Origin of the sequence: Bradyrhizobium sp. USDA 241, assembly GCF_049739505.1 — a bacterium.
GTDB lineage: Bacteria > Pseudomonadota > Alphaproteobacteria > Rhizobiales > Xanthobacteraceae > Bradyrhizobium > Bradyrhizobium liaoningense.
The window spans coordinates 1,522,106-1,546,545 of the sequence record NZ_JBMGPZ010000004.1 but is presented as its reverse complement, the minus strand read 5'-3'; the positions used below and the strand labels follow the sequence as shown (position 1 = coordinate 1,546,545).

At 64.3% G+C, this 24,440-nt stretch carries 24 protein-coding genes and 1 pseudogene; 11 read left to right on the top strand and 14 right to left on the bottom strand.

Annotated elements, in window-relative coordinates; all coding sequences use genetic code 11:
- The first annotated feature begins 92 nt into the window (after window positions 1–92).
- The gene (locus ABIF91_RS17130) at window positions 93–560 is read left to right on the top strand and encodes a hypothetical protein (protein WP_028178115.1); all 468 of its coding nucleotides are present in this window, start codon (window positions 93–95) and stop codon (window positions 558–560) included.
- A gap of 137 nt (window positions 561–697) precedes the next feature.
- Window positions 698–1,990 (top strand): UDP-N-acetylglucosamine 1-carboxyvinyltransferase, encoded by a 1,293-nt coding sequence (gene murA, locus ABIF91_RS17125; protein ID WP_028178114.1) that lies wholly within the window; start codon window positions 698–700, stop codon window positions 1,988–1,990.
- Between the two features lie 109 nt (window positions 1,991–2,099).
- Here murA and ABIF91_RS17120 read toward each other — a convergent pair whose 3' ends face one another.
- From ABIF91_RS17120 to ABIF91_RS17105, 4 genes are all read right to left on the bottom strand, one after another.
- Window positions 2,100–2,306 (bottom strand): hypothetical protein, encoded by a 207-nt coding sequence (locus ABIF91_RS17120; protein WP_424579271.1) that lies wholly within the window; start codon window positions 2,304–2,306, stop codon window positions 2,100–2,102.
- 174 nt (window positions 2,307–2,480) lie between these two features.
- Window positions 2,481–2,882, bottom strand: coding sequence for a periplasmic heavy metal sensor (locus ABIF91_RS17115; protein ID WP_424579270.1), 402 nt, complete (start codon window positions 2,880–2,882; stop codon window positions 2,481–2,483).
- A 38-nt stretch (window positions 2,883–2,920) separates the two neighbouring features.
- The gene (locus tag ABIF91_RS17110; RefSeq protein ID WP_424579269.1) at window positions 2,921–3,907 is read right to left on the bottom strand and encodes a sigma-70 family RNA polymerase sigma factor; all 987 of its coding nucleotides are present in this window, start codon (window positions 3,905–3,907) and stop codon (window positions 2,921–2,923) included.
- Window positions 3,908–4,046: 139 nt separating this feature from the next.
- Window positions 4,047–4,778: an outer membrane protein gene (locus ABIF91_RS17105; RefSeq protein ID WP_028178109.1), complete on the bottom strand. Its 732-nt coding sequence runs from the start codon at window positions 4,776–4,778 to the stop codon at window positions 4,047–4,049.
- Window positions 4,779–4,938: 160 nt separating this feature from the next.
- On the opposite strand from ABIF91_RS17105, the gene ABIF91_RS17100 reads away from it, so the two are divergent.
- From ABIF91_RS17100 to ABIF91_RS17080, 5 genes are all read left to right on the top strand, one after another.
- Window positions 4,939–6,339 (top strand): MATE family efflux transporter, encoded by a 1,401-nt coding sequence (locus ABIF91_RS17100; protein ID WP_028178108.1) that lies wholly within the window; start codon window positions 4,939–4,941, stop codon window positions 6,337–6,339.
- Window positions 6,336–6,818 (top strand): DUF2867 domain-containing protein, encoded by a 483-nt coding sequence (locus ABIF91_RS17095; protein WP_424579268.1) that lies wholly within the window; start codon window positions 6,336–6,338, stop codon window positions 6,816–6,818. The genes ABIF91_RS17100 and ABIF91_RS17095 overlap by 4 nt, the downstream gene beginning before the upstream one ends.
- A gap of 125 nt (window positions 6,819–6,943) precedes the next feature.
- A complete protein-coding gene (locus ABIF91_RS17090; protein WP_424579267.1) occupies window positions 6,944–8,167 on the top strand; it encodes an SMI1/KNR4 family protein in 1,224 nt (407 codons plus the stop codon).
- A 59-nt stretch (window positions 8,168–8,226) separates the two neighbouring features.
- A protein-coding gene (locus tag ABIF91_RS17085) for an IS3-like element ISRj2 family transposase (protein ID WP_424579372.1) occupies window positions 8,227–9,356 on the top strand; the annotation gives its coding sequence in 2 pieces (ribosomal slippage) (window positions 8,227–8,479 and window positions 8,479–9,356; 1,131 coding nt in all).
- Between the two features lie 107 nt (window positions 9,357–9,463).
- Window positions 9,464–10,642, top strand: a complete 1,179-nt coding sequence (locus ABIF91_RS17080) for an MmgE/PrpD family protein (RefSeq protein WP_424579371.1) — start codon at window positions 9,464–9,466, stop codon at window positions 10,640–10,642.
- Between the two features lie 51 nt (window positions 10,643–10,693).
- Here ABIF91_RS17080 and ABIF91_RS17075 read toward each other — a convergent pair whose 3' ends face one another.
- The 3 genes from ABIF91_RS17075 to ABIF91_RS17065 all read right to left on the bottom strand — a co-directional run bounded on the left by ABIF91_RS17075 (window position 10,694) and on the right by ABIF91_RS17065 (window position 13,956).
- Window positions 10,694–12,121, bottom strand: a complete 1,428-nt coding sequence (locus ABIF91_RS17075; RefSeq protein WP_028178103.1) for a serine hydrolase domain-containing protein — start codon at window positions 12,119–12,121, stop codon at window positions 10,694–10,696.
- A gap of 146 nt (window positions 12,122–12,267) precedes the next feature.
- The gene (locus tag ABIF91_RS17070) at window positions 12,268–13,323 is read right to left on the bottom strand and encodes a helix-turn-helix domain-containing protein (RefSeq protein ID WP_028178102.1); all 1,056 of its coding nucleotides are present in this window, start codon (window positions 13,321–13,323) and stop codon (window positions 12,268–12,270) included.
- A 66-nt stretch (window positions 13,324–13,389) separates the two neighbouring features.
- Window positions 13,390–13,956 carry a GNAT family N-acetyltransferase gene (locus ABIF91_RS17065; protein WP_028178101.1) on the bottom strand — a complete coding sequence of 189 codons (567 nt, stop codon included), beginning with the start codon at window positions 13,954–13,956 and terminating at the stop codon, window positions 13,390–13,392.
- A 66-nt stretch (window positions 13,957–14,022) separates the two neighbouring features.
- On the opposite strand from ABIF91_RS17065, the gene ABIF91_RS17060 reads away from it, so the two are divergent.
- Window positions 14,023–14,940 carry a pirin family protein gene (locus ABIF91_RS17060; RefSeq protein WP_028178100.1) on the top strand — a complete coding sequence of 306 codons (918 nt, stop codon included), beginning with the start codon at window positions 14,023–14,025 and terminating at the stop codon, window positions 14,938–14,940.
- Between the two features lie 77 nt (window positions 14,941–15,017).
- Window positions 15,018–15,932, top strand: coding sequence for a phosphoribosylaminoimidazolesuccinocarboxamide synthase (locus ABIF91_RS17055; RefSeq protein WP_028178099.1), 915 nt, complete (start codon window positions 15,018–15,020; stop codon window positions 15,930–15,932).
- Between the two features lie 35 nt (window positions 15,933–15,967).
- Here ABIF91_RS17055 and ABIF91_RS17050 read toward each other — a convergent pair whose 3' ends face one another.
- The 3 genes and pseudogenes from ABIF91_RS17050 to ABIF91_RS17040 form a co-directional block, all read right to left on the bottom strand.
- Window positions 15,968–16,426, bottom strand: coding sequence for a hypothetical protein (locus ABIF91_RS17050; protein WP_245285444.1), 459 nt, complete (start codon window positions 16,424–16,426; stop codon window positions 15,968–15,970).
- A gap of 153 nt (window positions 16,427–16,579) precedes the next feature.
- Window positions 16,580–17,104 (bottom strand): SbmA/BacA-like family transporter, encoded by a 525-nt coding sequence (locus ABIF91_RS17045; protein ID WP_245285443.1) that lies wholly within the window; start codon window positions 17,102–17,104, stop codon window positions 16,580–16,582.
- Between the two features lie 222 nt (window positions 17,105–17,326).
- Window positions 17,327–17,477: pseudogene (locus tag ABIF91_RS17040) on the bottom strand (IS5/IS1182 family transposase); the annotation flags it as partial.
- A gap of 242 nt (window positions 17,478–17,719) precedes the next feature.
- Between ABIF91_RS17040 and ABIF91_RS17035 the strand changes: the two are divergent.
- Complete coding sequence (locus tag ABIF91_RS17035; RefSeq protein WP_245285442.1) at window positions 17,720–18,394, top strand: hypothetical protein; 675 nt, start codon at window positions 17,720–17,722, stop codon at window positions 18,392–18,394.
- On the opposite strand, the gene istB is transcribed toward ABIF91_RS17035, so the two are convergent.
- Together istB and istA are read right to left on the bottom strand one after the other, a co-directional pair.
- On the bottom strand, window positions 18,386–19,153 hold the full coding sequence (gene istB / locus ABIF91_RS17030) for an IS21-like element IS1631 family helper ATPase IstB (protein ID WP_424578711.1): 768 nt from the start codon (window positions 19,151–19,153) through the stop codon (window positions 18,386–18,388). The genes ABIF91_RS17035 and istB overlap by 9 nt on opposite strands.
- Before the next feature lie 4 nt (window positions 19,154–19,157).
- Window positions 19,158–20,915 (bottom strand): IS21-like element IS1631 family transposase, encoded by a 1,758-nt coding sequence (gene istA, locus ABIF91_RS17025; protein WP_100214066.1) that lies wholly within the window; start codon window positions 20,913–20,915, stop codon window positions 19,158–19,160.
- Between the two features lie 128 nt (window positions 20,916–21,043).
- Here istA and ABIF91_RS17020 point away from each other — a divergent pair, with 128 nt between their 5' ends.
- Entirely contained in the window at window positions 21,044–21,820 is a 777-nt protein-coding gene (locus tag ABIF91_RS17020) for a hypothetical protein (RefSeq protein WP_245285408.1), read from the top strand.
- A gap of 466 nt (window positions 21,821–22,286) precedes the next feature.
- On the opposite strand, the gene ABIF91_RS17015 is transcribed toward ABIF91_RS17020, so the two are convergent.
- The gene (locus ABIF91_RS17015) at window positions 22,287–23,780 is read right to left on the bottom strand and encodes an NAD-dependent succinate-semialdehyde dehydrogenase (RefSeq protein WP_028176522.1); all 1,494 of its coding nucleotides are present in this window, start codon (window positions 23,778–23,780) and stop codon (window positions 22,287–22,289) included.
- Window positions 23,781–23,885: 105 nt separating this feature from the next.
- Entirely contained in the window at window positions 23,886–24,206 is a 321-nt protein-coding gene (locus ABIF91_RS17010) for a hypothetical protein (RefSeq protein ID WP_028176521.1), read from the bottom strand.
- Window positions 24,207–24,440: the final 234 nt, after the last annotated feature.

Below are 24,440 nucleotides of genomic sequence, written 5' to 3'. Positions count from 1 at the left end.
GATCGTTTGGGCGCCGGTGAACCTCACCAGCAGCCCTGGCGACGAAGTGGCATGAACCCGCAGCGCCAGTTCCGGCCGGGAAGCGCCACGTCATGACCATCTCCGCAGCGACCAGCTCCACCCCGCCCTCCCGCCGTCTCGGCGTGATCGGCAGCATCGTCGGGGTGCTGGCACTGATCGCGGCCGTCCTGCCGCACTGGGTCGTGCCGGTGCTCTATCCGCCGCCGCCAGCCGACAAGGTGATTGTCGACACCGGTCACCGCCTGAAGGACCGCCTGATCGCGCGTGTCAAAGGCGTCGAATATCAGGCGCCGCCGCGCGAGAAATCGACGGGAAGCCAGTTGAGGGAGGCATCCTCCATCGGCGCGATCTCGCTCGGCCTGCTCGCCATCCTGTTCTCGGTTCTCGCCCTGGTGTTTCGCGAAGAGAGGCTGCTGGCCGGCGTGGCAGCCGCACTGGGGGCCGGCGCCATCGCCGTCGAGATCTCCTTCCTGGCGATGGGCGTCTTGATGCTGATCGTAATCCTTTATGTGGTGGCGAATATCATCGGCTTGTTCTAAACGCTGGTGCAGCCGGCCTCTTCGGGCCAGCAGCGACCCGCGGCCGCGACAAGTGCAGAATTGCTACCCCGCTCAATTATCGGTAGTTTCCGCCTCCGAAGCAGCCCACCCACCACAACAGGACAGCGAGAGACCAAGTGGCGCCCATCCAATACATCGTCGAGGGCGGTCACCGGCTCTCGGGCTCGATCGAGCCGTCCGGCAACAAGAACTCGGCGCTGCCCATCATCGCCGCCGCGCTGCTCACCGAGCATCCGGTGACGCTCCACAACGTGCCGCGGATCCGCGACACCGAGACGCTGGTCGAGCTGATCCGCTCGGTCGGCGCATCGGCGGAATGGACCGACCGCAATACGCTGGTAATTCACGCCAAGAGCATCCGCGCCGCCGATCTCGACCCCGAGCTCTGCGTGCGCATTCGCGCCTCGATCCTGCTCGCGGGGCCCCTGCTCGCCCGCTGCGGCGAAGTGATGCTGCCGCCGCCCGGCGGCGACGTCATCGGCCGGCGCCGGCTCGACACCCATGTGCTGGCGCTGGAGCAGCTGGGAGCAAAGGTCACCGCGACCGACCGGCTCGAATTCCGCGCGCCCAAGCTCGCCGGCGCGGACGTGTTCCTTGACGAGCCCAGCGTCACCGCGACCGAGAATGCGCTGGTCGCGGCGGTCGCCGCCGACGGCGTCACCCATTTGCGCAACGCGGCCTCCGAGCCGCATGTGCAGGACCTCGCCAATTTCCTGGTCGCGCTCGGCGCCAGGATCGAAGGCATCGGCACCAACACCATGATCGTGCACGGGCCGGCGACGCTGGGGGAAACGACTTACCGGATCCAGCCCGACCACATCGAGGTCGGCTCGCTGATCGGCCTTGCCGCGGTGACGCGCTCGCCGCTGCGCATCACGCGCGCCGGCATCGAGCATCTGCGCTCGATCCGCATGGGTTTCGAGCGGCTCGGCATCGTCTGCCGCGTCGAGGGCGACGATCTCATCGTACCCTCGAACCAGACGCTGAAGATCCAGGACGATTTCGGCGGCCATGTGCCCAAGCTGGAGGACCAGCCCTGGCCGGCGTTCCCGGCCGACCTGATGTCGATCGCGATCGTCACCGCCACGCAATGCGAGGGCGTGATCCTGATGTTCGAGAAAATGTTCGAATCGCGGATGTTCTTCGTCGACAAGCTGATCGCGATGGGCGCCCGCATCGTATTGTGCGACCCGCACCGCGCCATCATCGCCGGCCCCAGCCGCCTGCACGGCGCGACGATGACGTCGCCGGACATTCGCGCCGGCATGGCGATGCTGCTCGCCGCGGTGTGCGCCGAGGGCACCTCGACCATCAACAACGCCGACCAGATCGAGCGCGGCTATGAGCGCATCGAGGAACGGCTGAACGCGCTTGGGGCGAAGATCAAGCGCGTGCCGGCGCGTAGCTGAAGCGCGATGCGATTGGAACGGACCGTCATCGCGCTGTGGGTCGTCGTTCGAGCATGATCCTTCCGGACGACCGCTGCGCGCTCTTCCGGATCATGCTCAGCCCACCATCCTATTTTGGCGGGTTCGCGTCGAACGCCTGCTTGCAGGCCGCGGACAAGCTCGCGTAATTGTCCCCCAGGCATTTGCGAATGCGGCCGCCGCCCGGCATCGTTCCCGCGCAGAGGCGCGAATAGTCCGCCTTGCAGGCCTGCTTTGCCTCGCTCCGCGCGTCCTGCGCGGAAGCTTGCGAAAGAAACAGCACCAGAAGTGCGATCAAGCTCGCGGCCGCAAGAGCCGCGCGCACATAGACGGGGGCCCGTCGCGAGAAACTCACCGCCGGTCCGCTTGCCGCCCTGCCAAATCGTTGCACCATGTCATCTCCATCAATTCGCAGACATCGATGTAGGTGATACGTCTGGACGGACGGAATCCCTCGTTCACCCTGCCAGATTCAGCGAAAATAGCCGCCGACGAGTTGGCGGCGTCCTTTCGGTGAAATTCGCTCCAGCATCTCGACGAAGGTTGCGACGACGAGGTCACCTATCTTCAGCCGCTTGTCGCGGGCATCCTTCACGGCCGCTGCCAGCTCGGCCCTGTCCAGATTCGTCTGTGCGGCAGTCTTCATGGCCTTCATCAGCGCATGCCGGTACTCGGTCTGGAGAGGCAGCAGCTCGGCCTCCTTGCCCTGATAGATGCTCCACAGGATCTCTGCGTCTTCCTTCGGCAACCTCTCGGCCACACGCTCGATCATCCGGAGCGGCGCTCCGGCGCCCGGCAGGAAGCCGCCGGGCTGCAGCCATTGCACCGAGACATAGGTGAACAGGATGACGTTGAGGCAGAGCGACAGCAGCACGAGCGCTCGCAAATGAGTAGACGATTCTCGCCAGAACTTCATTGCACCGATCCAAAACCGATTGCGTAGACGTCGAAGACGCCGCTCACGACGGACAAGGGGTCCGACGGCGGATGAACATAGGGAATCGCCCCCGCCAGCCACACGCCCACCATCACGGAGCAGGCGAGGCTTGCGGCGGGAACGAGAGCCGGCCAGCGCAGCAGGCGGCGATGCCACGGCGGCCGATGCTGCTGCGGCATCGCGGCCAGTCTTTGCAGGACAAGCAAGCTTGAACGATCCGCCCTTTCCGTCTCGATCTCCGGGGCGACCGCAAGGAGGCGGTCGAGGCGCGCCTGCTGATCCAGGACGGCAGCCCCTTCCGCGCTCGCCGCAAGTCGCCGCGCGGCCTCACGCGTTGCCGCGGGCCAGCGCTCGACATCGCCTCCCCACGTCTCGGCCAATCGTCTGAACTGATCGGGCGTCATGCGTAGCTCCCCGTGTCTTGTATTTTCTGAACATTTGCCTTGAGCGCCGTGCGGGCGCGGCCCAGCAGCGATTCGAACGCCTTGGCGCTGAGGTTCATCGCCTTCGCCGCCTCCTCGCCGCTCAATCCCTCCATGTGGAAGAGCGCGATCGCGCCGCGCTGGCGGTCCGACAGTCCGAGCATTGCGCGGTTTGAGCAGGCGGAATTCCTCATCGGCGATCAGCCGCTCGACCGCGTGCGGCCCCGTATCGGGCACATCACCTGCCGCATCGAGCGGTTGGAACGTGCGGCGCCTCGTGCGGTCGAACGTCAGATTGAGGACGATGCGGTAGAGCCAGGTCGTGAATTTCGCAACCTGCGGATCGAACGAAGCCGCGTGAGTCCAGACGCGCATGAACGCCTCCTGGCCGATGTCATCGGCCTCGACCGGATCGCGGACGATCCGCTCGGCGACCCGCAGCGCCCGCGGCATGTGACGCCGCATGAGAATACGAAACGCATGCTGCCGCCGCGCCGAAACCTCCGCCATCAAGGCCTCGTCCGATGGCTCTTCCATCATCTCGATCTGTTGCCCTGGCCTGCGGCCATCGTTGCTGCGGAGTGCGAGCCGGCCTCGGCCAGGAGAGATATGCCGCATTGCCGGGGCGCACCGCCGCTTCAATTGAGGCACCTGCGGCAACAAGCCGCGACAGCCCCGGTCAAAAGCGCCAATACACGCCGGCTCGAACGGTATGCGTATCGAGCCTGGATTCGCGCTCACCGAAAGCGGTCGCCCCGACCGTCTGCGCTCCGAGCGTCTTTGATCCGTAATTGTCATAGAGATATTCGAGCCGGAGCGACGCCGGCCGGGCGAAGCGGAATTCCGCGCCCGCTCCGATCGACCAGCCGATTCGGGTGTCGCTCCAGTTCGCAACAGTGCCGCTCGCATTGTCGAACGCCTTGCTCTCGACGCCTGCGATCGCAACGCCGCCGCTGGCGAACAGCAGCGTCCGGTCGAACGCGTAGCCGATGCGCCCACGCAGATGGCTATTCCAGTTGACGGCGGATTGCAGCTGCGTGACGGCGGGGGTCGGCGCAAAGCCGGTATCGATGGTCGCGCGCGCATCGACGAAGTTCACATCGCCCTCGATGCCGGCGACGATCCGGCCCCATTGCGCCGCGAAGCCGGCCGTGGCGCCTACCGTGGCTCCCTTGGGATCGACGAAATGAAATTCACCGGTGGTGGGAAACGAGACCTCGGAGCGGCCCGACAGATAGCCGGCCTGGACGCCGAAATAGGGCCCGGCCCAGCTCAAGAGAGCCGCCGACGCGGCCTGGGCTTGCGGCGGGGGTGAGACAGGCAGCCTCAGATCGGCCGCCGCGACGTGGCCAGCACCCATGGCAGAACCGATGACCACCGCGGCGAGCGTCAGTCCAAATCGCGCTATCATGCTCAAATTCCCAATCTGAGACCGGCGGAAGTTCGCCGCACATGACGAATACGGCGCAAGCCACACTTTCCTTCGCTCAGCACACGCTTTTTTCTGGCGGGACCCACCCACCTCGTTTCTTTGCCGTTACTTCGCCAATCGGGGCTGCTATGCCCCTGCCATGACTGATCTTGTGGATACCAAACAGCCGTACCGAGCACGCTCGGATGCGCCGCCAAACCATCTCGCGCAAGAATTCGTCGAGACGCTGCGCCTCGCCGTGCCGTTGATGCTGACGCAGCTCGGGCAGATCGCGATGATCACCACCGATCTCGCGATGATCGGGCGGCTCGGCGAGGATGCGGTGGCCGCGGCGGCGCTGGCCCATACGGTCTATTTCGTCAGCTTCACCTTCGGGCTCGGGTTGACGTCCGCCGTGTCGCCGCTGGTGGCGCAGGCGTTCGGCGCCGGCGATGTCAGGCTGATCCGCCGCTCCCTGCGCGTCGGGCTTTGGGTCGCGCTGCTGATCTCGCTGCCGATGATGGCCTCGCCGCTCTATGGCGAGCAGATCCTGCTCGCGCTCGGACAGGCGCCGCATTCAGCCAGCCTCGCCCAGCACTACCTGAATGGACTTGCCTGGGGCATTGCACCGGCGCTCGGCTTCATCGCCCTGCGTGGCATGATGAGCGCGGTGAACCGGCCGCAGGCGCCATTGTGGATCACGGTCGCAGCGATTCCCGTCAATGCCGCGCTGGTCTATGCCCTGATCCACGGCCTGTTCGGCCTGCCGGAGCTCGGCCTGTTCGGCGCGGGGCTCGCGACCTCGCTGGTCAATCTCGGCACCTTCGTCGCGGCACTCGCCATCGCCGGGCTGCGCAAGCCGTTTGCGGACTATCGTCCGCTCGCCCGGCTATGGCGGATCGACTGGCCCTTGATGCGCCAGCTGATTGCGATCGGCGCGCCGATCTCGTTTTCGCTGCTGCTGGAATATGGCCTGTTCTCCTCGGCGGCACTGCTGATGGGACTGATCTCGACCGCCGCGCTTGCCGCGCATCAGATCGCGCTCCAGGTCACGGCCGTGCTGTTCATGGTGCCGCTCGGCATCGGCATGGCGGCGACGGTGCGGGTCGGCTATGCCTTCGGCCGCGGCGATGCCGCGGCGGTGAAGCGCGCAGGGCTCGCCGCAGCCGTGCTCGGCGTCGCGCTGGTGTCCGCGCTGACCATCGCCATCATCATCGGGCGCTACCAGCTCGGCCGGCTGTTCTTCGGCGGCGGCAGCGAAAGCTCCGCCACCGTCGAACTGACCGCGACACTGCTGGTGGTCGGCGCCACCTTCTTCATCGCCGACGGCCTCCAGACCATCATGGGCGGCGCGCTGCGCGGCATCAACGACACCAGGATGACGCTGCTGTTCGCGGCGATCGGCTATTGGGGCGTCGCCTTTCCCATCGCCTGGGTGCTGGCGTTCAATGCCGGGCTCGGCGCGGTCGGAGTCTGGATCGGATTCTCGATCGGCACGTTCGTCTATGCCGGCCTTCTGATCTTGCGCTTCCGGATGCTGACGCGCAGACTGGCGGGATGATCGGGACAGTCCGCGAAGTCACCCCCAATGTCGACGCCGGCACGGTGCTGACAGGCGCGCAGTTCATCGACGCGTTTCGCGTGGAGGTTGGCGCGGCGGCACTCAATGCCCGCGAGGCCTGCACCAGGATGGTGCTCCACGGGCCGCGCTGGGCACTGCTGCGCCTGCGCAACATTCTGGTGAGGCCGTTCGGGCTGAAGACGTCGGGCGAAGGCGCGCCGGCGCCGGGCGGGTTGATCGGGCTGTTTCCGGTGCTGAGTGAGACGCCGGAGCGGCTGGTCGCCGGCTTCGACGATTCTCATCTCGACTTCCGCATCGTGGTCGATATTTCGGGCAATGCCGCGAGCCGCCAGGTGACCTCGACGACGCTGGTGCGGACGCATAACCTGCTCGGCAGAACCTATCTCGCGCTGATCATGCCCTTCCACAAGCTCGTCGTCCGCAACATGATGGGGCGCATCGTGGAGCCGGTGCGATGACCCTATCCGTCGACCTCTTCTACTCCTACCGCAGTCCCTCGCCAGCCCGGCTGACGTGAACCGGTTTCCTGGAGCGAGCGACTGAGACGTGGTGCCCCGATGCCGGCGGCGCCTCTGGAGGTCGCATGCACCTGGCAAAATTCTTCCATCGCCCGCCCAGCGATGACGATCGCGAGCTGATGCTGATCCCGGGCGGTGATCCCATCGTGATCGGCGTCCGCATGAACCGGGAGGACGATCCGGACTCGGATCAATATCTGCGCGAGGAATTTTCCGACATTGACGACGCCGTCACGGCCTTCCGCCGCCATGCAGCCGAGCTCGTCGCGGCCGGCTATGTCGAGACCGATCATACCAACTACACGCTGCGTGACCTCGGACCTGATCCTCAGCCCAAGCCGGACTGGCAGAAGGGGCTCGATGAGCTGATGCTCCTGGTGCTCGGTTCGCCGCTGGCCGAGCAGGCGAAGCAGATCGCAGCGCTCAGGGGCACGCCGGCCGAGCACGAGCCGCTTTATCTGTTGCTCGCTGCCGATCACGGCAAGACCGCAGGCGAGGACTTCGCGCAGACCCTGCACTATGCCGAACAGGCGCGCGATGCGCTCAACGCTCGGCGGGCCGCCGGACAGACGCATTATGCATGGTCCATCTCAGAGCGAGACCTCGAAGGAGAGATCCTGGAGTTGCTGAGCAGCCTCTATCTTCTCGCCAGCAACCAGGCCGCTGCTCTGGCGATCGTCGAGCATTTGTGCCGGACCGCCCCGAGCCATGATCGCATTCGCCAGCGCGCCGAGCTTCTCTGTGGCTTCTTTCCCGAACGTCGGGAGGAGGCCTTCGACGACGCCTATCAATGGTCGCGCTTCGGCGGCTACGACGTCATCATGCTGTTTCCCGAATATGCGGAATATGTAGCGCGCCGCAAGGCGGGGACATCGGCCAAGGGCTGGCGCTGGCGCCCCGCCACGCCGGTCAGCGACGCGGACATCAGCGCCGCGGAGCAGACGCTCGGCGTTCGGCTGCCCGACGACTACCGCGACTTCCTGCGGACCCGGGGCGAGACCGAACTGCTGGTTCGCCTGCCCGAATCCTCCTCCGAGCTGCGCTTCTATGCGCCGGGCGAGCTCGCCGCGCAGCTGCGCAATGTCCTCGACTTCATCGCCTGTTCAGAGGACGAGCTCGAAGAGGCCTGCGCCTATTTCCGCAAGGCGTATGGCATTTCATTGAAGCATCTGATTCCGATCGCTGAACCCTCGCAGCTCAGCCGCTGCCTGCTGCTCCATGTCGAGCCCGGCGAGCGCTATGGCTGGTGCTTCCAATGGGAGAGCTGGCCCCGCAAATTCGGACAGTAGCTTGAGTGGATTTTCTGCCTGACAGCGGCGAGGATTCTTGCTGCGAATCAGGAGCGAAGATGACGAAGAAGAGCCGCCGGACGCATTCTCCGGCATTCAAGGCGAAGGTTGCTTTGGCTGCGGTCAAAGGCGACAAGACACTGGCGGAGCTGGCGCAACTGTTTGATGTTCATCCGAACCAGATCACGATCTGGAAAAACCAGCTCCTGGAAGGCGCCGCCGGCGTGTTTGGGCATGACAAGACATCGGCCGAGACGCCGGTCGATTTGAAGGCGTTACATGCCAAGATCGGCGAGCTGGCGTTGGAAAACGATTTTTTGTCCGGCGCGCTTACCAAGGCGGGCCTGCTGAGCGCAAAGCGATGATCGACCGCGATCATGATCTTTCTATCGTGCGCCAGGCGAAGGTCCTGAAGCTGGCTCGCAGCACGGTCTACTATGAACCTCGGCCAGTTTCGGCCGAGGACCTTGCCTTGATGCGTCGGCTCGATGAGCTGCATCTCGATTATCCCTTCGCGGGAGCGCGTATGCTGCGATCGTTGCTGCGGCGGGAGGGCGTATACGCCGGTCGCCGCCACATCGCGACGCTGATGAAGCGCATGGGGATCGAGGCGGTCTATCGTCGCCCGAACACGAGCAAGCCGGCTCCGGGTCACAAGATCTACCCGTACCTGTTGCGCGGATTGAAGATCGAGCGGCCCGACCATGCGTGGGCAATGGACATCACCTACATTCCGATGCGGCGTGGCTTCGTCTATCTCGCGGCGGTCGTCGATGTGTTCAGCCGACGGGTCCTGGCCCATCGCGTCTCGATCACAATGGAGGCGGCCTTCTGCGTCGAAGCGGTCCAGGAGGCGTTGGCGAAGCACGGCAGGCCCGAGATTTTCAACACGGATCAGGGCAGCCAGTTCACCAGCCTCGAGTTCACCGATGTGCTGCTGGACGCGAAGATCGCCATCAGCATGGACGGCAAGGGCGCCTGGCGCGACAACGTGTTTGTCGAGCGGCTCTGGCGCACGGTCAAATACGAAGAAGTATATCTCCGCGCCTACGACAGCGTGTCCGAGGCGCGAGCGTCAATTGCCAAGTATCTGGCCTTCTACAATCAGGGACGCCCTCACTCGAGCCTTGACGGGCGCACGCCCGACGAGGCTTACTTCGGCACGCAAGCTATGGTGATGGCCGCATGACCGTCGCCGACGGTTTTGTCGTCGCTCTGGTCGGGCTACGCCCTCCCGACGCAACGACAAAACCGTAAAGCCCCGCGTTCAGCATAACCCGGCAGGAATCCACTTAAATCCAGCGGGGCGCTGTCCAAACAACCGGGGCCAGCTCTACGCCGGCGGTCGCGGCGCTGCTCAACGGCGCGCTCGGCCATTCCCTCGACTTCGACGACACCCACGCCGATTCCTCGCTGCATCCGAGCGCGCCGGTGGTTCCCGCCGCCTTCGCCGTCGGCGAGATGGTCGGCGCGTCCGGCCGTGACGTGCTGACCGCGATCGTTGCGGGCTATGAGGTCTGCTGCCGGCTCGGCAACGCGCTCGACCCGACCTCGCACTATGCGCGCGGGTTTCATCCGACCGCGACGGCCGGCACCTACGGCGCGGCGGCGGCGGCCGGCAAGCTGTTCGGCCTCAGCGAGAAGCAGCTCATCGCTGCGTTCGGCGTCTCCGGCAGCCAGGCCGCTGGCTCGCTGCAATTTCTGGTCAACGGCGCCTGGAACAAGCGCTACCAGGTCGGCGCCGCCGCGATGAACGGCGTGATCGCCGCGACGCTGGCGCGCAACGATTTCGTTGGCGCAACGGAATCGGTCGAGGGCAAGCACGGCCTGCTCGCCGGCTATACCGATGACGCGCATCCGGACAAGGCGGTCGCCGAGCTCGGCAAGACCTACGAGACCATGAAGATCGGCGTGAAGCCGTATCCGAGCTGCCGCTACACCCATGCCGCGATCGACGCGCTGATCGCGATGCGGCGAGAGCACAATCTGACGCCGGACCAGGTCAAGCGCGTCGAGATCGGCCTGCACCGCAACGGCATCACGCTGACCGGCGATGCAGCGACCAAGCGCCACCCGCGCTCGATCGTCGGCGGCCAGTTCTCGATGTTCTTCACCGGCGCGCTCGCGCTCGACCAGGGCTCGTTCGGCTGGGACGACTATAACCGGCTCGGCGATGCCGCGATCGACGCGCTGGCCGACAAGTTCGACGTGGTGCAGGACGACCGCCTCGAGATCGGCCGCACCCATCCGTTCGGCGCCGGCGTCAGCATCACCACGGACGATGGCGTGCATGAGCGGCTCTATGCCGATCCGTCGGGAGAGCCGAATTCGTTCCCGGACACGCAGGCCATGCAGCAGAAATTCCTGACGCTGGCCCGCCCGGTGCTGAACGCACGCGCGGAGAAGTTTGCGGACGCGATCATGACGCTGGAGCGGTTCGATCGCGTCGCCAAGGCGACGGCGCTGGGGAGGTAGGAGCTAGAGCCGCGGCCGCTTCTTACCCTCCCCTGGAGGGTAAGAAAGACCTCAATCCACTCCCGCCAGCTTCCCCTTCTCGCGCGTTGCGGCAATCACATCCCGCACCAGATCGAACACGCCATCGGCTTGCGGCGGGGCGTTCGGCGAGCGTCCCATGCGCACGATCACCAGCTTCTCCGACGGGATCACGATGGTGTATTGCCCGATCGTGCCCTTGGCGAAGAAGGCATCGCGCGGCCAGCCGTGCTCCACGCGAAGCTTCGCGCCAAAACTGTCGCCCTGGTTGGTCCAGAAGCCGGCGCCGATGCCGACCCACGCGTTCGATGTGGGCGCGGCCGTGTAGCTCACCCAGCCCTCAGGGAGGATGCGCTTGCCGCCGGCGACGCCGTCATTGAGATAGAGCTGGCCGAAGCGCGCCCAGTCGCGCGCTGACGCCAGCATCTCGGTCGACCCTTCGATCGTGCCCGAGCCGTCGAGCTGGAGCACGACATGGCGCATGCCGAGCGGGCCAAACAATTCGCGGCGCGCGAAGCGGAGCGCGTCAGCAGGCTTGCCACCGGTGGCAACGCGGATCAGATGCGAGAGGATGAGGAAGTTGCCATCGTGATAGTTCCACGCCGTGCCGGGCGCCGTCTCGAGCCGGATGCTCGCCGCATAGGCGGCCATGTCGGCCTCCACGAACTTCATCCTGTTGACCGGCTCGAACGCCGAGCCGAGCGAGGCTTGCAGCGAGCTGCCGAGCGCCAGCCCCGCGGTGTGACGCAACAACTGATCGACGGTGATGGCATGGCGCGGATCATCAGGATCTTTCCAGGCCGCAACCGGCGCGGGCCCGTCGAGCTTCAGCTTGCCCTGACGCACCAGCACGCCTGTTAGCGCCGAAATTACCGATTTCGTCATGGAGAAGCCGAGTAGCGGCGTCTCCGGTTCAATACCGGCCGCATAGCGCTCGGCGATGATCCGGCCCGCCTTCATCACGACGACCGCGCGGGTGCGGCGGTAGGGCGGTCGTGCGGGCTCCGCGAAGGCGCGGTCGAGCGCGGCGGCGAGTTCGGGACTTTGCGGCGGCACGATCGCGGGGCCGGCGATCTCGGGGAGCAGCGCCGGTTGCCTGTCGTCCGCCGGCACCGTGACGTCGGCAATCGCTGCGCCCTGCTCGAGCGTGCAGCCCAGCCCCTCGCGATAGACGGCATGGCTGCGGCCGATGCCGAACAATGTCACCGTGACGTCCTTGCGCACGCGATCGACCTGGTAGTCCATCGCCCAGGTGATCAGGCTGGTGCCAGGCATCGCATCGTTGGTCTCGCTGAAGTTGCGCCTGGTATCGAGGCCCGAGACGAACGTCTCGGCGCAGAGGATGTCGGCGACGAAGCCGGTGGCGACCTTGGGCATATCCTGGGCGCGAACCGCACCGAGCGCGAGGCCGGCACAGGCGATAGAGGCGGCGAGCAAGAGGATCTTGCGGCGGCGGGTCACGGGCTTTCTCCGGTTTCGAGAGGTGTGCCGGGGGAGGAAGCCGAAGCTCGCCAATGGCGGCTCGCCGAAGTTTGAAATCGACTTGGTCGAAGCCGGGCGAGGCTCGCCGATTCTAAAATTCCGTCGTGATTAGAAAGGCTTAGAAATCAGACCGCATTTACCTTCAGCCGCCGGTATTCCGTCGGTGTCACGCCGGTCACCGCCTTGAACGCGCGGTTGAACGGTCCGAGCGACTGGAAGCCGGCATCCATCGCGATGGTGATGACGGGGACCTCGGCCTGGGTGGGGTCGGCGAGCGCGGCCTTGGCCTCCTCGATCCGGTGATTGTTCAGGAACACATTGAAGTTGCGATAGCCAAGCCGCTGGTTGATCAGCCGGCGCAGCCTGTATTCGGGAATCTTGAGCCGGCCCGCCAAGGCGCCGATGGTGATGTTCTCCTGGCGATAGACCCGCTCGTCCGCCATCAGCCGCATCAGGGCATCGATGAGCTTCTGGTCGGCGGATTCATCGACCGTCGCGGGCTGCGCCACGATTGCCGGCGCCCCCACCGGTGCCGGAAACAGATCGGCGCCATCGACGCGCATCATGGCGTAGGCGATCGCCGCGACGATGCAGGCGAGCACACCGGCATTGATCGTGTTGGCGACATCGCCGGCAATGCCGCCAACGAGGATTTGGAGCACGGCATTCAACCCGCCATAGAGCGCGGCGGCGCTGACGATGAAGACGCGAACATTGCGGCGGCGCTCGACCAGATCGGCCGACCACGAGGCGATCGTCTGCGCCACGGCGAGCGCGATGAAACCGAGCACGATCAGGTTCACTGCCGTCACGGAGAACCGCGCATTCCCGCCCGGCGCGATCCAGAGACACCCGACGAAGCTGAAGGCGGTCACCGCGGCCCAGATCAAACCGTGCCACCCGCGTAACCGGAATTCGTCGTCGAACAACACGCGTGTGAACAGCCAGAACACGACGATGTTTCCGGTCGAAAGCGCAATCAGCGGCGCATGCCAGATCGGAACGGGCGACGACACGCCGATGGAATAGCTCGCGGCATGCGCCGCCGAGCCGAGCGCGAAGGCGGCGCCGAGCCGGGCGGCGAGGACATTGCGGAAATCGGAGAGTAATGACGCCACCAGCACCAGCAGCAGCGCGACGCTGGCAGCGCGAAAGGCAAGTTCGAGATTGGTCAACAGCATCCCGCCGTTCCGATTGCGCCGATTGTCTTTGCCGCGAACTTAGGTCAGATCGGACCTCGGTTCAATTTATCGCCTCCACGAAGCCCGCGAGGTGATCCAGGCGTCGGCTGGCTTACCGAACAGATCAATCTCGCGATCCTTTCGGGCCCCGAGGCTGCGTGCCACCCCCTGCGACGACGCATTCGCGCTTTCGATACAGTGCATAATCTCGTCAACCTCAAAACTGTCAAACACCCAATCGATTGATGCGCGCGCTGCTTCCGTAGCGTAGCCCTGGCCGCGGAATTCCCTGGCAATGCCCCAGCCGACTTCGAAGCCGGGCCAGCCCGGAGGGCACCACGGACCAACCCGCCCGATGTAGCTGCCGCTTGATTTCTCTTCGACCGCAAACATGCCGAAGCCGTGGAGCGACCAATGCCCGGAGATCACGGCCGCGTTGCGCCAGCCAGCGATCTCGGTCGTGACCGGCTTGCCGTCGGCGGCGATGTAGCTAGCTGTGCCGGGATCGGCGAGCATCACGGAATTCGGAGCGATGTCGCTCGCGCGCCACGGGCGCAGAATCAGACGTTCTGTCTCAATGCTGGGGCCCGTGACGCGGAGCAGTTCGGCTCCAGGCTTGAGCGGCGGAATCATCAGTTTTCTCCCTTTCCCTCGATCATTCTGCTACGATCATACCAGCAAGAAACAGGAGTCCCACCCATGAGCTGGCAACCCTCGAACGATCCCGTGCTCGGCGATCCCATGTCCTGCGATGCGCTCGATCTCGTCATCGTCCCGCGGACGCGCGATCTCGGCGACGGATTCGCGGTGCGGCGGGCGCTGCCGCATGGCAAGCGGCAGATGGTGGGGCCCTTCATCTTCTTCGACCATTTTGGCCCGGTGCAGTTCGTCTCGGGCAAGGGCATGGACGTGCGTCCGCATCCACATATCGGGCTTGCCACCGTCACCTATCTGTTCGACGGCGCGATCATGCATCGCGACAGCGAGGGCAACGTCCAGGAGATCGCGCCGGGTGCGATGAATCTGATGACGGCCGGCCGCGGCATCGCGCATTCCGAACGCACGCCGGATGCGCAGCGCGCCTCGGGCCAGAAGATGCTGGGATTGCAGAGCTGGATCGCGCTGCCGGCCGGATCGGAAGAGATCGCGCCGTCGTTCCAGCACTACGCCGCCGGCGAACTGCCGATGATCTCCGAGCGCGATTTTACCGCACGCGTGATCGCGGGCTCGTCCTTCGGCATCGCCTCGCCCGTCACGATGGTGTCCCCCTGGTTCTACACCGAGGTCACGGCGGTCGCGGGCGCGACCGTGCCGCTCGATCCTGATCATGAGGAGCGCGCGATCTACGTGGTGGAGGGCGAGGTCGAGATCGCGAACGAACGTTACGAGGGGCCGCGGCTCCTGATCTTCCGGCCCGGCGACCGCATCACCGTGAAGGCGCTCAAGGCGACGCGGATGATGTTTCTCGGCGGCGATGCGCTCGAAGGACCGCGCCACATCTGGTGGAATTTCGTCTCCTCCAGCAAGGAGCGGATCGAGCAAGCCAAGCAGGACTGGAAAACCGGCCGCTTCGCCGCAGTTCCGCAGGAACACGAGTTCATTCCGCTGCCGGAATAGGCTAATCGGGTTTCCGGCTGCGCCATCCGGCGCGGCCGGTTCATTGCCTGAAGGCCCTGCCTGCGAAAGCCATACCGATGTCCACCATGCTCTCCAGCGACCTGCCCCTGCCCAAGATCGGACGCGGCAAGGTGCGTGATATCTACGCCGTCGACGATGATCGTCTGCTGCTCGTTACCACCGACCGCATCAGCGCCTTCGACGTGGTGATGGGCGAGACCATCCCGATGAAGGGCGCGGTGCTGACCCAGATCAGCGCGTTCTGGTTCAACGAGCTTGAAGGCGTGGTGCCGCACCACATGATCAGCGCGGACACCGACGAGATCGTCGCGGCCGTGCCGGCGTTGAAGCCGCACCGCGCCGAGATCCTCGGCCGCGCCATGCTGTGCAAGCGGACCACCGTGTTCCCGATCGAATGCGTGATCCGCGGCTATCTCTCGGGCTCCGCCTGGAAGGAATATGCCGCCAGCGGCACGCTGGCAGGCGAAAAACTGAAGGCCGGTCTCGTCGAGAGCGAGAAGCTGGAGCCCGCGATCTTCAGCCCGGCGACCAAGGCCGAGAGCGGCCATGACGAGAATATCACCATCGCCAGGATGCGCGAGGTTGTCGGCGACGAGGTCGCCTACACGCTGGAGAGCATGACACGCGCGATCTACACGCTCGGCGAGGAGCTGGCGCGGGAGCAGGGCATCATCATAGCCGACACCAAGTTCGAGTTCGGCCGCGACAAGGACGGCCGCATCATCCTGATCGACGAGGTGATGACGCCGGATTCCTCGCGCTTCTGGGCGGTGGATGCCTACAAGCCCGGCCAGCCGCAGGCGAGCTTCGACAAGCAGCCCTTGCGCGACTATCTCGACGTCGAACGCCGCGCCGGCCGTTGGAACGGCGACGCCCCGCCACCGCCGCTGCCGGCCAGCGTCGTCGATGCAACCAGCAAACGATATCTGGAAGCGTATCGGCGCGTGACCGGAACAGAGCTGAAGATCTAGCGCGTACCTTGTCGGTCCGGCGCGACGGGCTCGTCTCAAACGCCCGACGGCGCGATGCGTTTGGCAGGGACGGATGGATGACCCGCTTCATCGCCGGGCGCGTGATCCGCATCCAGGGCCAGCAGGAGTTCGGCAACCCGGTTGGCGGAGGCGGTCCATTCCGCGAGCTTGGCATAATTGTCCGTGAACCAGTTGAACGCGGTCTGGACCACGACGAATGCCGCCGAAGCCTGAACCACCTCGCCCAGCGTCATCGTGTCGCCAAGATACTTGGGGAGGCAAAGCAAGAGGCCGACCACCGGCGTCACCAGAAGACCCGTATAGGTCACCAGCGTCATCCGCATCAATTGCCAGCAGTAGATTCGCCAGATCGCAATCACGGCTTTCAAGGCGGCGCCAACGGCGTGGCGGCCATTCATGCCGGCCTCCTGCACCACCTTGCCTTCGCGGGTCTCGCGCACATGTGTTCCAATCGCCCGCAGTTCGGCTTCCATGCGCTTGTTTTCCTCGATGACCCGCGTCAGACGGCCGGCCGTCAGCCAAATGCCGATCACCAGCAGCGCGGAATACGCGATCACGGCGAGGACGAGGTAACCGGGAATCGCAAAGGCGATACCATCGAAATTGATTTCCAGACCGCCGCCGACCTACCATAGCACCCCGACGAATGTTGCAATCGTGAGCACCGATTGAAGCAGACCGGTTGCCAGATCGATCGGGAGGTCCGTCGCGACCTTGGCATCCTCGGCGATGCGATACTCCGGTGCCTCGTGATGTCCCTGGATTGCGTTGCGCCTCGGAAGACGATCATCCGCCAGCCAGTCGCTATAGAGGCGGTTGCTCAACCACTCGCGCCAGGAACGCTGCAGGGTCATGCGTGCCCACACCGAGAACACGGTCAAGGCGATGCTCGCCGCCGCCAGCGGCAAAAACCGGAACGCCTGGGACAGAAGTTCCGCCTGGTCCTTCCGGCCAATGGCGTTGAAGAAGTCACGATTCCAGAAGTTGAGTCCATACTGCGTCAGCAGCTGCAGGATGACGTTGACGATCAACGCGACCACCAGAAGCCACGCTGTCCACGCCGTTGGTCCGCGCCAGTATCCCGAGGCGCTCTGCCAGAAGCGGCCTAAAAGTTGCTTTTCACCCGGAGCGAAAGAAATCCTCGTCAGCATTCGAGAGCCGCAATCTTGCGCGCGCCACCATATGATGCCGTTCTTGCCAGACTATGCTGTCTCGCCTGAGGTCTCTTGATCTGCGTCAAGCGAGGTGCGACGCACCATCGTGCTCCGCCGCGCCTCACGCCTGCACATAGACCGGATCCGTTGTGCAGCGCTCAGCAGCCGGCGATTTCCGTTTCGGCGCCCGCCTGGCGTCGAGCCGGACCAGCCAGCATCTCGGCTGTCGGATTGCGGTCGTCGCTTCGACGTCAACGATGATGCCGTTGTCGACATCGATCATGTCGTTGGCGGAATAGGCGCAGGAACGCCTGCCCACCATGGGCTCCCGTTCAACGGCTGCCGGATCAGCAGGTGAGACGAAACTTGGCTGGCGCGTGGCGCGATGCTCGTCTGTGGCATTGCCGACGAAGATGCCGGCCTTATCAGTTCGGCTCAGCCATCACGCACTAGTGAAAGTTACAACAGGACAGCCGCTGCCCTTGCGAGTGAACACAAAGGCCGGCAGGTGCGACCAACATTCTACAGCGGAAGAGTTGGCACAGCGCCTGCCTCAGCCGGCCGCATGTCAGGAGGTTCGAGGCAGCATTTTGGTATCGAAGGAGACACCATATGCAGCTGAAAGATAAAGTCGGACGGTTCGCGGCGACGGGTCGAAGCTGCCAGAACTGGAAGAAGGACCAGGAGCTGGTCATTTCGCTGCTCAACAAGATCTCCATTTCCGACGGTGGTGCTGAGAACATGCTCAAACCGCAGCTGGTCGTGACCGGTCACGCCAGCGACAGCCTCTACACCTCGATTCTGTATTTCCAAAAGAAGAACTTTCCCGGCACGCCCGACGGTTACATTCGGCCTACGGGCCCGACATTCAAGCGGCTCGTTGAACTGTCGACAAAGGCGGCCGCCAAGCCCGCCCCGCAAAAGGGCCAGTGGGATGCCGTCGCTACTCCTTCCGTCAATGCTGCACTTGGCAAAGGCCTCGCCGACGATTCAAAGCTGGATTACGCGGAGGTGGTCGATATCGTCCGGGCCACCGTCACGGACGGCATGGTCACCGCATTCGAGCTGGACGACCTGATCACCATTGCGAATACCTCCAGAACGCTCTCCCCTACTTCGAAAAAGCTCATCACCCTTTTCGTCGGCGACGAAAAGAAGAAGTGGCTCGGGATCGGACCGTACGATCTCAATTCGGATCACAAGCCCCGCGGGTCACTTCAAATTCCTCCGGGTGTGGTCAGTCAAATTCCTCCACCCGCGAGGCAGGACAAGGGACTGTTAGTTTGAGTTTGTTTCCCGGGCAAGAGCTTCAGCGGCTTCTTTGAGCCGATAGCTGCGTCCGTCGAACTCAAGCAGATGGCAATGATGCATAAGGCGATCGAGGATCGTCGTGCTCATAGTGTTGTCCCCAAGGTATGCCCCCCAATCCTGCACGACGCGATTGGAGGTGACGATGACGCTGCGGCGCAGTTTGTAACGCTGATGGATCAGGGTCTGCAGCAAAGTGCCGGCGGCGTCGGGGATGGCGCGTGCGAGGAATAGATCGTCCAGCACGAGGAGATCGCAGTCGATGATGGTTCGCAGCCGGACCTCGCGTTGTGCCGGAGAGTTCAGGGCGTAGCGGTGGAAGAAGTCGTCGGTCTCAAGATACTGGACCTTGTGGCTTTGCAGGATCGCCTGATAGGCAATCGCCTTGGCGATGTGCGACTTCCCGGTGCCAGGTTTGCCAACAAGCAGAGCGTTCTCGCCAGCGGCAATGAACGCCAGGGTGTGGAGCTGGAAGCAGGTCTGACGTGGCAGTTTGGGATTGAAGGACCAGTCGAACTCGGCGAGCGTCAGCTTTTCGTCGAGCCCGGATTGCTGGTATCGCCGCTCGATAAGACGGGACTGACGACGGTCCAGTTCATCCTGCAGGATAAGGGAGAAGGTCTCGAGGAAGGGCTGGTTGGCGCCCTGCGCCTGGAGCACGCGCGTCTGCAGCGTGTCGCGGACACCCGACAGGCGCAGCTGTCGTAGGCAACGCTCAATTTCCGGCATGGTCATCATGTGGCTAGGTCTCCAGTTTAAGGTGAGAAGGTGCAGCGGGAGCGCTCGTGGCGCCGGAGTTGGCCGGGGTTGCGCAGGCGACACGAGCGCGGATTGCCGTGGCGTGATCGTCGTGAGCCTCGGCCTGCCGACCATTGTCGTCGGCGTCGCGCCGCACAGCGCGGCTGAAGAGGTCGCCGTATTCCGCGGGGGTACGGATCAGCGGATGATCCTGGGTGAGCGGCGATGCCGGCTGTGGCGTCACTCCAACCTGCTCGATCGCCTGTTCGAACAACCGCTCGACGGTCGCACGCACGTGCTTGTAGCGGTAGATGCGGTTGTCGATGGCGTGCGCGCAGGCCTGCTCGACCAGCCGCGCCGGATACTTCCGGCCCAGCCCGACAATGCCCCACATCGCGCGCTGTCCGGGGCGCCCTTCGGTGTCGAACACCTGCTGGCACAAGGCCCTGGTCTGCGGTCCGATGCGCTCGGCGCTCGCCAGCAGCACGGCGGTTTGCCGCGACGGGTTGAACGGCCGTTCGCTGGTCGGCAGGACGACAGAACCGGGGTGCGCCATCCGGGAATGAACACGCAGCAGCGCACGGGTGTGGCGATCACGGATCTCGATCGTGGTGGTGTAGATGCGCACGACGACCTGGCTGCCGATCGGCGCGGGCCGCGCGGCGTAATAGCTGTTGTCGACGCGTACGGTGGTGTCGTCGCAGACAGTCCGGACGACTTCGGTGAAGATGCGGAAGGGAGCGACAGGCAGCGGCCGCAGGTGCGGCTTCTCTTCCTGGAACATCGCCTCGACCTGACGGCGCGTGCTGCCGTGGATGCGTTTGGAAGCCCAGTTCTCCTCCCAGTGCCTCAAGAACTCGTTTTGCGCCTCCAGCGTCTCGAAGCGCCGTCCGGCCAGCGCAGTGCCCTGGGTATGTTGAATCGCATTCTCGACGCATCCTTTCCGATTTGGATCGGCCACGCGCGCGGGATCGGCGACCACGGCGTAATGAGCCAGCATCGCGCTGTAAATCGGGTTGAGCTGGGGCTCGTACAAATCCGGCTTGAGGACGCCTTCCTTCAGGTTGTCGAGCACGACATAGCTGGGGACCCCGCCAAAATACCGGAACGCCTCTTCGTGGAGCTGCGCCCAGACTTGTTGACTGGACTTCCAGACTACCCGCCGGAAGCTGCGCCGCGAGTAGCGTAGCGTCATCACGAACAGGCGGGGACGACGGTACCGCCCGCTCTTCGGATCAACCGTCGGCGCGCCCTCGCCATAGTCGACCTGAGCTTCCTCGCCGGGGAGGAACTCAAGACGATCAAACTGCTCAGGATCAGCGTGCCGCAACCGGCGCACAAACCGCTTGACACTCTGGTAGCTGGACGGAAAGCCAAATTGATCAACCAGGTCCTGGTAAATCGCCTGCGCGTTCCGCTTCAGCCGGACCTGTTCTTCGATCCACGTCCGATGCGCTTCGCAAGCCGAACGGGCCAGGCTGCTGGTGACCGTCGCTTCCGATGTCCCAAAAGCCGGTGGTCGGGGTGGAGGAATTTGGCCGTCCGCGCTCACCGAGCCGGTGGTCACTTCCCCGGGGGAATTTGCCTCCGCACCGGCCCGCAGCGCCTGATAACGCCGGATCGTCTTGCGATCGACACCCGTCAGCCGGTGAATCTCGCGCTGGCTGGTGTTGCGATCAAGTAATGTAAGTACGGTGCTTTGCAGATGTCGCTTCAAGACGTTCAACTCCCCGGCCCCTTGCTGGCTAAAGGGGTCGAACATAAACGTCCTGCCTGACCGGCTACTGCTGTTCAGCGGCGCTGACGGCGATCATCAGGTGGGGGAGTTTCAAGTGACCATACCCGGGGGATTTTGACCGACCCACGGGGCACAAGAAAATCGCCGCAGAAATGGTCTGCGATTTCCTCAAGAACACGAGGACCACGTTCTTTCCGAAGCTCGACCCGCACCGCGTCGGCATAGGTATTCTCAGGCGCATCGCGAAGCCGAGCCTCATCGATCAGGATAAGGGAAGTCTGTGCGGGCCCTCCGCGCTGATGTTCAGCTACGCATCCGATAAGCCAGGGCACTACGCGCGGTTCGCGATCGACCTGTATCAGAAGGGGCAGGCGAATCTTGGCCGCCTGCTGATCAAGCCGGGAAAGGATGTGAGGAACTACACGCCGCCCTGGTCGCTGGACCACGTCGATTGGCTGACGTGCGCCTCCATACGCGATTCAGAGAATTGGTTTCTCGATTTCGACGACACGGGCAAAATCAGCGATCTTGCCGGCGTCACCATGCCGAGCGAGATGGAGCAATGGTTCCGCAAGGCCGGATACCGGGACGTGCGCGAGAATACCAACATTTCGCGATTCAACAAAGGCATCGACGATGTAAACGAAGCCAACACCCTGCTCGACAGGGGGTATCGCGTATGCCTCTTCATAAGCGCCAATATGACGGACTATGATGATCAGTCCGATAAAGGCTCCGCGTTCACGATGCACTGGGTCGTGCTGCGCGAGAAGATACAGGTCGTGAACGGGTACGTGAAGGCGAAGGTTTTCTCTTGGGGCAACGGAGAATACGAGATCCCGCACGCGAATAAAGCCGGCGCCGCAAAGCCCCTCGCCACTAAAGACTTTCTCATGAATTTTTACGGGTACGTTGCTGCCAAGGCGTGATTCTGCCTCCCCGCTGAGGCAGGGCTATCGCATGTGAGGAAGCGCGGCGGGAAACTCGCCTGCGGCCATCCTTCCAGACGCCCGCCTCCGGCGGGCCCTCAGGATGAGGGCGGAGTGTGCGGCAGCAGTTTCGACGGGCACCGATGTCACTTAGCCCCACCCTGAGTCGCCAGCGCCGAAAGCGGACGCTGCACATGGAACCATGAACCACCTGCCAGACGTCGTCTGACAGGTGGTTCATGGAGAGGAGACCGCAAAGCGGTCGTCTCGAAGGACGAGGCGCTTGCTCAGGCCCGTCCGAAAGTCATATGCGATTACCTCCCGCTGAGGGAGGTTTCTCCGCGACAGGTGCCGGTGACCAATCCCTTGCGTGGAGCCGGGAAGTCAAACGTGATCGCACGAGGATGATGCCTAACCAGCCGGAATGGGCCCTTCGTCCCAACAGGTCGTAAAACGAGGCCGGGGGTTAAACCCCCGCCATCATCACGTATTTGATCTCGACATATTCCTCCATGCCGTGATGCGAGCCTTCGCGCCCGAGGCCGCTTTCCTTGACGCCGCCGAAGGGCGCGACCTCCGTGGTGATGAGGCCGGTGTTGACGCCGACCATGCCCGACTCCAGCGCCTCGGCGACGCGCCAGACGCGGCCGAGATCGCGGGAATAGAAGTAGGAGGCCAGGCCGAACGGCGAGGCGTTACACATCGCAATCACATCGGCTTCGTCCTTGAAGCGGATGACAGGCGCGAGCGGGCCGAAGGTTTCCTCCTGCGCCACCAGGGAGTCCGGCTTGACGTCGGCCAGCACGGTCGGCTCGAAGAACGAGCGTCCGAGCTCGCTGCGCTTGCCGCCGGTAACGACCTTGGCGCCGCGCTTCACGGCATCGGCGATGTGGCGCTCCACCTTGTCGACGGCCTTCATGTTGATCAAAGGCCCTTGCGTGACGCCGCTCTCGGTGCCGTCGCCGATCTTCATCGCCGCGACCTTCTTCGACAGCTTCTGCACGAACTCGTCGTAGATCTTGTCCTGGGCATAGAGGCGATTGGCGCAGACGCAGGTCTGGCCCATGTTGCGGTATTTGGAGACGATCGCGCCTTCGACCGCGGCGTCGATGTCGGCGTCGTCGAACACCACGAACGGCGCATTGCCGCCGAGCTCGAGGCCGAGCCGCTTCACGCCGACCGAAGCCTGCTGATACAGGATCTTGCCGACCGCGGTCGAGCCGGTGAAGCCGACGAAGCGCACGGCCGGATGCTCGCACAACACCTTGCCGATCGGCGGGGCATCGCCGGTGACGATGTTGAAGACGCCCTTGGGCACACCCGCCTTCTCGGCAAGCGCGGCAAGCGCGAGCGCCGACAGCGGCGTCTCGTTGGCGGGCTTGAGCACCACGGTGCAGCCGGCGGCGAGCGCCGGGGACACCTTGCGCGTGATCATCGAGTTCGGGAAATTCCACGGCGTGATCGCACCGCAGACGCCGATTGGCTGCTTGATCGCAAGCAGCCGCGCATCGGGACGTTGCGTCGGGATGGTCTCGCCATAGACGCGCCTCGCCTCCTCGGCGAAGAACTCGACATAGGCGCCGCCGATGTCGACCTCGCCGAGTGCCTCGGTGAGCGGCTTGCCCTGCTCGGAGGTGAGGATCAGCGCGAGGTCCTCGCGATTGGCGATGATCAGCTCGAACCATTTGCGCAGGATGTTGGAGCGCTGCTTGGCGGTGTGCTTGGCCCAGGCCGGAAAGGCGCGCTCGGCGGCTTCGACCGCCCTGGTCGTCTCCTCCGCACCAAGCTGCGGAACCTTGGCGAGCTCGACGCCGGTGGCGGGATTGTTGACGGCAAAGACCGGCGTGCCGACCCAGGCGCCGTCGATGTAGCAGGCCTCCCTCAAGAGCGACGGATCCTTCAACCGGTCGCGCAAATTGGAGGTGGCTTGCGGGGCGCGTGCGGCGGCAGTCGGGGTCATGGCGTTTCTCCCTGGGCGATCGGATCGGCCGCAATATAGGGACGGACGACGCGCAATGCACCGCCCTGCAACGCACGTCAGATGGCAGTTAAACTGGCAGCGGCCTTAGGCCGCGCCGCTCATATAGGTCTCGCGCCGGCCGATCATGCGCTCGGCCGCCGCCTTGGCGTCGGCCTTCGTGGATGTCGCGCACGTCCGGTACTCGAGATCAGGGACTGAAGAGGTGTCGCGGCGGCCGAACCATGACTTCGAGCCGACCGGCAGCAGCGCCAGCGCCTGCGCCAGATTATCGACGGCGCCGAAGGAATAGAGTGCGCCGGTGCCGGCGATGCGGACCTCGTAAATACCGGGCGAAATCGGCGCCTCCAGGTTCTCTCCGCGTCCCTGACGGGGATAGCGCTTCCAGTCGCTCCAGGTCGAAATCATCTGAGGTCCCCCTCGCCACCCATCCTCGGACGGCAACATTTGCATCAAGTCTTAATCGGCCCATGGATCGGACCGGGTGCTGAACGCGGCAGCTCACGAAATGTTTCAGGCGTCCGAAAACGCGTGAAACCTATCGCCTGGAGCCCCCATCCAGGGTGAGGGCGACGTGTGGACATCCACCGCAGATTGCAAAGGAGCTTCGCCGTCCAGCCCCGTTGTCGTCCTGCGTGGGAC